This window comes from Streptomyces sp. NPDC042638 (assembly GCF_040647235.1).
GTDB classification, from domain to species: Bacteria; Actinomycetota; Actinomycetes; order Streptomycetales; family Streptomycetaceae; genus Streptomyces; species Streptomyces rameus.
In genome coordinates this window covers 46,504-54,818 of the sequence record NZ_JBEZBT010000055.1, presented here as the reverse complement: position 1 = coordinate 54,818, position 8,315 = coordinate 46,504, and the positions used below count along the sequence as shown (strand labels likewise).

The 8,315-nt window shown below is 72.3% G+C and carries 9 protein-coding genes; 1 reads left to right on the top strand and 8 read right to left on the bottom strand.

Annotation, left to right across the window (positions count from 1 at the left end; genetic code table 11):
• Positions 1-133 precede the first annotated feature (133 nt).
• From der to aroH, 5 genes are all read right to left on the bottom strand, one after another.
• On the bottom strand, positions 134-1,615 hold the full coding sequence (der, locus tag AB0B40_RS31615; RefSeq protein WP_345048858.1) for a ribosome biogenesis GTPase Der: 1,482 nt from the start codon (positions 1,613-1,615) through the stop codon (positions 134-136).
• Between the two features lie 76 nt (positions 1,616-1,691).
• Positions 1,692-2,345: a lysophospholipid acyltransferase family protein gene (locus AB0B40_RS31610; protein WP_345048857.1), complete on the bottom strand. Its 654-nt coding sequence runs from the start codon at positions 2,343-2,345 to the stop codon at positions 1,692-1,694.
• The gene (gene cmk, locus AB0B40_RS31605; protein WP_345048855.1) at positions 2,342-3,037 is read right to left on the bottom strand and encodes a (d)CMP kinase; all 696 of its coding nucleotides are present in this window, start codon (positions 3,035-3,037) and stop codon (positions 2,342-2,344) included. The genes AB0B40_RS31610 and cmk overlap by 4 nt, the downstream gene beginning before the upstream one ends.
• 99 nt (positions 3,038-3,136) lie before the next feature.
• Positions 3,137-4,222: a prephenate dehydrogenase gene (locus AB0B40_RS31600; RefSeq protein WP_362266938.1), complete on the bottom strand. Its 1,086-nt coding sequence runs from the start codon at positions 4,220-4,222 to the stop codon at positions 3,137-3,139.
• Entirely contained in the window at positions 4,219-4,581 is a 363-nt protein-coding gene (gene aroH, locus AB0B40_RS31595; protein WP_345048853.1) for a chorismate mutase, read from the bottom strand. The genes AB0B40_RS31600 and aroH overlap by 4 nt, the downstream gene beginning before the upstream one ends.
• Before the next feature lie 144 nt (positions 4,582-4,725).
• On the opposite strand from aroH, the gene AB0B40_RS31590 reads away from it, so the two are divergent.
• On the top strand, positions 4,726-5,211 hold the full coding sequence (locus AB0B40_RS31590) for a Rieske 2Fe-2S domain-containing protein (protein WP_362266936.1): 486 nt from the start codon (positions 4,726-4,728) through the stop codon (positions 5,209-5,211).
• 124 nt (positions 5,212-5,335) lie between these two features.
• On the opposite strand, the gene AB0B40_RS31585 is transcribed toward AB0B40_RS31590, so the two are convergent.
• From AB0B40_RS31585 to AB0B40_RS31575, 3 genes are read right to left on the bottom strand one after another with little or no spacing between them, the layout of a single operon-like run.
• On the bottom strand, positions 5,336-6,397 hold the full coding sequence (locus tag AB0B40_RS31585) for a pseudouridine synthase (protein WP_345048850.1): 1,062 nt from the start codon (positions 6,395-6,397) through the stop codon (positions 5,336-5,338).
• A 13-nt stretch (positions 6,398-6,410) separates the two neighbouring features.
• Complete coding sequence (gene scpB / locus AB0B40_RS31580; RefSeq protein ID WP_362266934.1) at positions 6,411-7,061, bottom strand: SMC-Scp complex subunit ScpB; 651 nt, start codon at positions 7,059-7,061, stop codon at positions 6,411-6,413.
• Entirely contained in the window at positions 7,058-8,314 is a 1,257-nt protein-coding gene (locus AB0B40_RS31575) for a segregation/condensation protein A (RefSeq protein WP_362266932.1), read from the bottom strand. The genes scpB and AB0B40_RS31575 overlap by 4 nt, the downstream gene beginning before the upstream one ends.
• Position 8,315: the final 1 nt, after the last annotated feature.

Sequence of the window (8,315 nt, the reverse complement as noted above, 5' to 3'; positions counted from 1 at the left end):
CACCCCCTATAAAAACACCAACCCCCACACATACTCACCCAACCCGCCGCTCTCCCTCGTTGTGCCGGCCGCGGTCCTGGGTGGGGGGGCGCCCCCCGGAAACGGGGGGCCCGCCCCTCACGTCGTACCGCCGTTACTTCTTCTTCGCGCCGCGCTTCTCGCGCACGCGCACCGAGATGTGGATCGGGGTGCCCTCGAAGCCGAACTCCTCGCGCAGCCGGCGCTCGATGAACCGCCGGTAGCCCGCCTCGATGAAGCCGGAGGCGAAGAGCACGAACCGGGGGGGCTTGGTGCCGGCCTGGGTGCCGAACAGGATGCGCGGCTGCTTGCCGCCCCGGACGGGGTGCGGGTGGGCCGAGACCAGCTCGCCGAGGAAGGCGTTCAGACGGCCGGTGGGGACGCGGGTCTCCCAGCCGGCGAGGGCGGTCTCGATGGCCGGGACCAGCTTCTCCATGTGGCGGCCGGTACGCGCGGAGACGTTCACCCGCGGGGCCCACGCCACCTGGCCCAGCTCGGTCTCGATCTCCCGCTCCAGGTAGTAGCGGCGCTCCTCGTCGAGGGTGTCCCACTTGTTGAAGGCGAGGACGACCGCACGGCCCGCCTCCACGGCCATGGTGACGATGCGCTGGTCCTGGACCGAGATGTTCTCGGACGCGTCGATCAGGATGACGGCGACCTCCGCCTTCTCCACGGCGGCGGCCGTGCGCAGGGAGGCGTAGTAGTCGGCGCCCTGCTGGAGGTGGACGCGCTTGCGGATGCCCGCGGTGTCCACGAACTTCCAGGTCACCCCGCCGAGTTCGATCAGCTCGTCGACCGGGTCGCGGGTGGTGCCCGCCAGCTCGTTGACGACGACGCGCTCCTCGCCCGCGACCTTGTTCAGCAGGGAGGACTTGCCGACGTTCGGGCGGCCGATGAGCGCGATACGGCGGGGGCCGCCGACGGCGGCGCCGAAGGTCTGCTCGGGCGCCTCGGGCAGCGCCTCCAGGACGGCGTCCAGCATGTCGCCGGTGCCGCGGCCGTGCAGGGCCGAGACCGGGTGGGGCTCGCCGAGGCCCAGGCTCCACAGGTAGGAGGCGTCGGCCTCGCCGCTCGGGCCGTCGACCTTGTTGGCGCACAGCACGACCGGCTTGCCGGCCTTGCGCAGCAGCCGTACGACCGCCTCGTCGGTGTCGGTCGCGCCGACCTTGGCGTCGACCACGAAGACGACCGCGTCGGCCGCCTCGATCGCGTACTCGGCCTGTGCGGCGACGGAGGCGTCGATACCGAGGACGTCCTGCTCCCAGCCGCCGGTGTCGACGACCTTGAAGCGGCGCCCGGCCCACTCGGCCTCGTAGGTGACGCGGTCGCGGGTGACGCCCGGCTTGTCCTCGACGACCGCCTCACGGCGGCCGATCACCCGGTTCACCAGGGTCGACTTGCCGACATTGGGGCGGCCGACGACGGCGAGCACGGGCAGCGGACCGTGGCCCGCCGCCTCGATGGCGCCCTCGACGTCCTCGATGTCGAAGCCCTCTTCCGCGGCGAGCTCCATGAACTGCGCGTACTCGGCGTCGCCGAGAGCCCCGTGCTCGTACTCGTGCTCGGCCGAGCCGTCGGGCTGGATGTCGTCGTTCATGAAGTCCGTACCTCGTTGTTCATCGTGGTGATCGGTGGAGCACCCCTCGTGGGCTGATCCACTACTCAAGTGTCGCCTAGCGCCCGGTCAGGCGCCTGGCGTTTTCCAGGTGGCTGGTGAGCTGCTTCTGGATGCGTTCGGTCGCCTCGTCCAGCGCCGCGCGGGTGCGCCGCCCGGACCCGTCGCCCGCCTCGAAGGGGTCACCGAAGACGACGTCGACGCCGGAGCGCAGCGGGGGCAGTGCCTTTATCAACCGTCCGGGCCGCTCGGTGCTTCCCAGAACCGCCACGGGGACCACCGGGGCCCCGCTGCGGACCGCGAAGTAGGCCAGCCCGGCGCGCAGCGAGGCGAAGTCGCCCTCGCCCCGGGTGCCCTCCGGGAAGATGCCCAGCACTCCCCCGGCCGCCAGCAGGCCGAGGGCCTGGGTGATGGCGGTGCGGTCGGCGGCGGCGCGGTCCACCTTCAGCTGGCCGATGCCGGTCAGGAAGGCGTCCAGCGGGCCGATGAAGGCTTCCTTCTTGATCAGGAAGTGTGTGGGGCGGGGTGCCACGCCCATCACCATCGGGCCGTCGATGTTGTGGGAGTGGTTCACGGCGAGGATGACCGGGCCGGTGGCCGGCACCTTCCAGGCGCCGAGCACCCGCGGCTTCCACAGCCCGTACATGAGACCGACGCCGATGCGCCGGCCGATCTCGGCGCCCCGCTCGGAGGGAACCGGTGGAAGGCTCACTTCCCGGCTCGCTTCTCCTCGACCAGGGTGACGACGCACTCGATGACCTGGGCGAGGGTGAGCTGGGTGGTGTCCACCTCGACCGCGTCGTCGGCCTTGGCGAGCGGCGAGGTCTTGCGGCTGGAGTCGGCGGCGTCGCGCTTGATCAGTGCCTCACGGGTGGCGTTGACGTCGGCGCCCTCCAGCTCACCGCTGCGGCGGGCGGCGCGGGCCTCGGGCGAGGCGGTGAGGAAGATCTTCAGGTCGGCGTCCGGGAGGACGGTCGTACCGATGTCCCGGCCCTCGACCACGATGCCCCGCTCGGCGGCGCCGGCCAGCGAGCGCTGCAGGTCGGTGATCCGCGAGCGCACCTCGGGCACCGCGCTGACCGCGCTGACGTGGGAGGTGACCTCCTGGGTGCGGATCGGGCCGGCGACGTCCACGCCGTCGACCGTGATCGTGGGTCCGGCCGGGTCGGTGCCGGAGATGATCTCCGGCTTGCCGGCGACGGCGGCGATGGCGGTCGGGTCGTCCAGGTCGATGCCGTTGCTCACCATCCACCAGGTGATCGCCCGGTACTGGGCACCGGTGTCCAGGTAGCTGAGGCCGAGCTGGGCGGCCACGGCCTTCGACGTGCTCGACTTGCCCGTGCCGGAGGGACCGTCGATCGCGACGATCACGGGCTTGGCGGTCGGGGCGGCGCCGTGTTCCACGGGGGACACCTTCCTGGTGAAGGGTGGTGAGCGGGGGTCGGGGGCACGAGGGCGCCCCGGACAAGGTTACTGGCTCGCGGGAGGGGCCCTCGCCGGGCGTCACTGGCGCAGTGCCCAGCCCCGCTCGCGCAGCGCCTCCCGCAGGGAGACCGCCGCCTTCGGCTCGACCATGAGCTGCATCAGACCGGCCTGCTGTCCCGTCGCGTGCTCGATGCGGACGTCCTCGATGTTGACGCCGGCCCGGCCCGCGTCCGCGAAGATGCGGGCCAGCTGGCCGGGCTGGTCGTCGATGAGGACGACGACGGTCTCGTACACGCGCGGGGCGCTGCCGTGCTTGCCGGGTACCCGCACCTGGCCGGCGTTCCCGCGGCGCAGCACGTCCTCGATGCCGGTGGCGCCCTGGCTCCGCTTGGCCTCGTCGGCGGACTGCAGGGCGCGCAGCGCCTGGACCGTCTCGTCCAGGTCGGCGGCGACGTCGGAGAGCAGGTCGGCGACCGGGCCCGGGTTCGCCGACAGGATGTCGATCCACATGCGTGGGTCGGAGGCGGCGATGCGGGTCACGTCCCGGATGCCCTGCCCGCACAGCCGTACGGCGGCCTCGTCGGCGTGCTCCAGGCGCGCGGCGACCATGCTGGACACCAGGTGGGGCATGTGGGAGACGAGGGCGACGGCGCGGTCGTGGGCGTCGGCGTCCATGACGACCGGGACGGCCCGGCAGTGCGAGACCAGTTCCAGGGCGAGGTTCAGCACCTCGGTGTCGGTGTCCCGGGTCGGGGTGAGCACCCAGGGCCGGCCCTCGAAGAGGTCGCCGGTGGCGGCCAGCGGACCGGACTTCTCCCGGCCGGACATGGGGTGCGTACCGATGTACGCCGCCAGGTCCAGGCCGAGCGTCTCCAGTTCGCGGCGGGGGCCGCCCTTGACGCTGGCGACGTCCAGGTAGCCGCGGGCCACGCCCCGGCGCATCGCGTCGGCGAGCACCCGGGCCACGTGGGCGGGCGGGGCGGCCACGATCGCCAGGTCGACCGGCCCCTCGGGGGCCTCGTCGGTGCCGGCGCCCAGCGCGGCGGCCGTGCGGGCCTGCCCGGGGTCGTGGTCCTCGAGGTGGACGGTGACCCCGCGCTGGGCGAGCGCGAGGGCGGCTGAGGTGCCGATCAGACCGGTTCCGATGACGAGAGCGCTTCTCACTGGGCGATGTCCTTGCGCAGGGCCGCGGCGGCGCCGAGGTAGACGTGGCTGATGTCGGCGCGGGGCCGGTCCGACTCGATGTGCGCGAGGACCCGCACGACCCGCGGCATGGCGCCCGCGATGTCCAGTTCCTGGGCGCAGATGAGGGGGACGTCCACGATGCCCAGCCCGCGGGCGGCGGCGGCCGGGAAGTCGCTGTGCAGGTCGGGGGTGGCCGTGAACCAGATGCTGATCAGGTCGTCGGCGGTCAGCCCGTTGCGCTCCAGGACGGCGGTGAGCAGCGCTCCGACCTGCTCCTCCATGTGACCGGCCTCGTCCCGCTCCAGTTGGACGGCCCCCCGGACCGCTCGTACCGCCACGGCGCTGCTCCTCGCTGACGTGCGTCTGTTCTTGGTCCGTCCAGCGTAGTCAGCCCGCGCGGTACGGGCGCGCGCCGCCCGCGCGCTGAGACGATGTGAAAGATCTGGTATTTCCAGTTTGAGAAGCTTGTGCGGAGGTTTGACATGACCCAGCCCGCGACACGGCGCACGGTCCTCGCCACGGGTGCCGGCGCGCTCGCCCTCGGATGCGTGGGATGCGGCGGCAAGGACGGCGGCACCACGGCGCCGGCATCGCCGGCGTCCCCCTCCGGGATGGACACGTCCCACTCCGGCATGGACGGGATGGAGACGTCCCCCGCCGCGCAGGAGGCGGCCCCGACCGGAAAGCAACTGGCGAAGACCAGCGACATCCCGGAGGGCGGCGGCAAGGTCTTCAAGGAGCAGAAGATCGTGGTCACCCAGCCGAAGAAGGGTGACTTCAAGGCGTTCTCGGCGATCTGTACGCACCAGGGCTGCACGGTGAACCGGGTCGCGGACGGCACCATCGACTGCCCCTGCCACGGCAGCAAGTTCCACATCGCCGACGGTTCGGTGGCCCACGGTCCCGCGACCCGGCCCCTGGGCAAGGAGTCGATCAAGGTGTCGGGAAATTCGATCCACCTGGCCTGACCTGGCCGCGTTCTGCGAGCTGGCGCCGCGCGGCGCCTTTCTGTCCCGGCGGGCCTACGACATCACCCTCCCCCTTCGACCGTCACCCGGCGGCCGGAGGGGAAGGTGATCACGGCGTGGTGCTCTAGAGGTCGACTTCCTGCATCAGCATGCCGACCTCGGTGTTCGACAGGCGGCGCAGCCAGCCCGACTTCTGGTCGCCCAGGGTGATCGGGCCGAAGGCCACGCGCACCAGCTTGTCGACGGGGAAGCCCGCCTCCGCCAGCATGCGCCGCACGATGTGCTTGCGGCCCTCGTGCAGCGTCACCTCGACCAGGTAGTTCTTGCCGGTCTGCTCCACGACCCGGAAGTGGTCCGCGCGCGCGTAGCCGTCCTCCAGCTGGATGCCGTCCTTCAGGCGCTTGCCGAGGTCGCGCGGGATCGGGCCGACGATGTGCGCGAGGTAGGTCTTCTTCACGCCGTACTTCGGGTGCGTGAGGCGGTGCGCCAGCTCACCGTGGTTGGTGAGCAGGATGACGCCCTCGGTCTCGGTGTCCAGCCGGCCGACGTGGAAGAGCCGCGTCTCACGGTTGGTGACGTAGTCACCGAGGCACTGCCGCCCCTCCGGGTCCTCCATGGTGGAGACGACACCGGCGGGCTTGTTCAGCGAGAAGAACTGGTACGACTGGGTCGCCACCGTCAGGCCGTCGACCTTGACCTCGTCCTTCTCGGGGTCGACACGGCGGCCCTGCTCCAGCACGATCTCGCCGTTGATCTCGACCCGCGCCTGCTCGATCAGCTCCTCACAGGCCCGCCGGGAGCCGTAGCCCGCGCGCGCGAGCACCTTCTGCAGCCGCTCGCCCTCCTGCTCGGCGCCCGGGAAGGTCTTCGGGAGCTTGACGTCCTTCTTGCCGGCGTACCGCTCCCGGTTGCGCTCCTCGACCCGCGTCTCGTACTCGCGCGAGCGGGCCGGCTCCGTACGGCCGCTCTGCTGGGGCCGCTTCGGGCCGCCCTTGGCGCCGCCGCGGGCCGCGCCGCCGCGCCCGGCCTTGGGGCCGTCCTTGGTGGCCCCGGGGCCCACGTCGTAGCGGCGCTCCTCGGGGCGGGGCTTGCGGGGACGCCCCTGCCCCTGCTTCTGGTCCCTGTCGTTGCCGGCACCGCGGTGGTTACCGCGCCCGCCGCTCTTGCCGCTACCGCTGCTTCGCATCAAGGTTTCCGTCTTAGTCGTCTGCGTCCTGACCGCCGGGCGCGTCGGGCGCGTCCGGGTCGAACGACGGGACCCCTTCCTGGGTTTCGGCCTCGATCGCCTCCGCCTCGGGGAGGAAGGGCGCGAGCTCCGGAAGCTCGTCCAGGCCGCGCAGGCCCATCCGCTCCAGGAAGTAGTTCGTCGTCCTGTACAGGATCGCACCTGTTTCGGGTTCCGCGCCCGCCTCCTCGACCAGACCGCGCTGGAGCAGGGTGCGCATGACGCCGTCGCAGTTGACCCCGCGCACGGCGGAGACGCGGCTGCGGCTGACCGGCTGGCGGTAGGCGACCACCGCGAGGGTCTCCAGCGCCGCCTGGGTGAGCCGGGCGGTCTGGCCGTCCAGCACCAGCCGCTCGACGGCGGGCGCGTACGCGGCGCGGGTGTAGAAGCGCCAGCCGCCGGCCACGAACCGCAGCTCGAAGCCGCGGCCCTGCACGGTGTACTCGTCGGCCAGCTCGCGCAGCGCGTCCGCGACCTGCCGTTTCGGCCGCTCCAGCAGTTTCGCCAGGTGCTCCTCGGTCGCGGGCTCGTCCACGACCATGAGCATCGCCTCCAGGGCGGGCTTGAGGTCGAGCCCGGCCACGGTCCGCAGCCCGGCCTGGATCCCGGCGGTCTCCTCGCTCATGCCTTCTTCTCCTCGGGCTTCTCGGGCGGCCGGTCGAACTCGTCGGTGACCACGGGTGCCCTGTCCGCGTCCCCGCCGGTCCAGCGCACCGTCAGCTCGCCGAGCGCGGTCTCCTGCTCCAGGGCGACGGCCTTCTCCCGGTACAGCTCCAGCAGGGCGAGGAACCGGGCGACGACGGTGAGCGTGTCGTCGGTGTCCTCGATCAGCACCCGGAAGCTCGCCTCACCCAGCTCCCTCAGCCGCGCCACCACGAGCCCCGCCTGCTCCTGGACGCTGACCAGCGGGGCGTGGATGTGGTCGACGTACACCTGCGGCTTGGGCCTGGGCTGCATCGCCTTGACCGCCAGCCGGGCGAATCCCTCGGGGCCGATGCTGATGACGACCTCGGGCAGCAGCTCGGCGTGCTCGGGTTCCAGGCCGACGGTACGGGGGAAACGCCGGGCCTCGTCGTCGAGCCGCTGGTTGAAGATGTCGGCGATCTGTTTGTACGCGCGGTACTGCAGCAGCCGCGCGAACAGCAGGTCCCGGGCCTCCAGCAGGGCGAGGTCGGCCTCGTCCTCCACCTCGGCGGCGGGCAGCAGCCGGGCGGCCTTGAGGTCGAGCAGGGTGGCCGCCACGACGAGGAACTCGGTCGTCTGGTCCAGGTCCCAGTCGGGTCCCATGGCCCGGATGTGCGCCATGAACTCGTCGGTGACCTTCGACAGGGCGACCTCGGTGACGTCCAGCTTGTGCTTGGAGATCAGCTGGAGGAGCAGGTCGAAGGGCCCCTCGAAGTTGGCCAGACGCACCGTGAAGACCCCGTCGGGGACGTCCTGGCCCTCCTGGGGCACCGCGCCCCCCGGCTCCCGCCCGGCATCCCGGCGCTCCCCCTCGGGAAGCCCGGGCCCGCGCCCGGGAATCCGCGTCCCGTCTGCCGGGACCGCCGGGCCGCCCCCGGAGGCCTCCGGTTCGCCCTCGGGAAGCCCGGGCCCGCGCCCGGGAATCGGCGGTTCGTCCGCGGGGACCGCCGGTTTGCCCCCGAGGCCCTGCGGCTGCTCCTCAGAATCCTCAGGATCGCGAGAATCCTCAGCATCGCGCCCGGCGACTCCCGGCTCCGCCCCGGCGGCCTCAGGCCCGTGCCCGGGAGGCTCAGGCCCGCGTTCAGGAATCCGCGGCTCGTGCTCCGGTTCGAGCGGAGCAGCCGTCGGGCCTCGTCCCAGCGCGCGCCGACGGCCGGCGGGTGCGCCGGGGGCAGGGGCTGCGTTCGAGGTCATA

Excerpts from the sequence above, each read along its gene's own strand:
- der (WP_345048858.1), bottom strand. The coding sequence starts at position 1,615 with ATGAACGACGACATCCAGCCCGACGGCTCGGCCGAGCACGAGTACGAG.
- AB0B40_RS31590 (WP_362266936.1), top strand. The coding sequence starts at position 4,726 with ATGACCCAGCCCGCGACACGGCGCACGGTCCTCGCCACGGGTGCCGGC.
- AB0B40_RS31585 (WP_345048850.1), bottom strand. The coding sequence starts at position 6,397 with ATGCGAAGCAGCGGTAGCGGCAAGAGCGGCGGGCGCGGTAACCACCGC.
- scpB (WP_362266934.1), bottom strand. The coding sequence starts at position 7,061 with ATGAGCGAGGAGACCGCCGGGATCCAGGCCGGGCTGCGGACCGTGGCC.
- AB0B40_RS31575 (WP_362266932.1), bottom strand. The coding sequence starts at position 8,314 with ATGACCTCGAACGCAGCCCCTGCCCCCGGCGCACCCGCCGGCCGTCGG.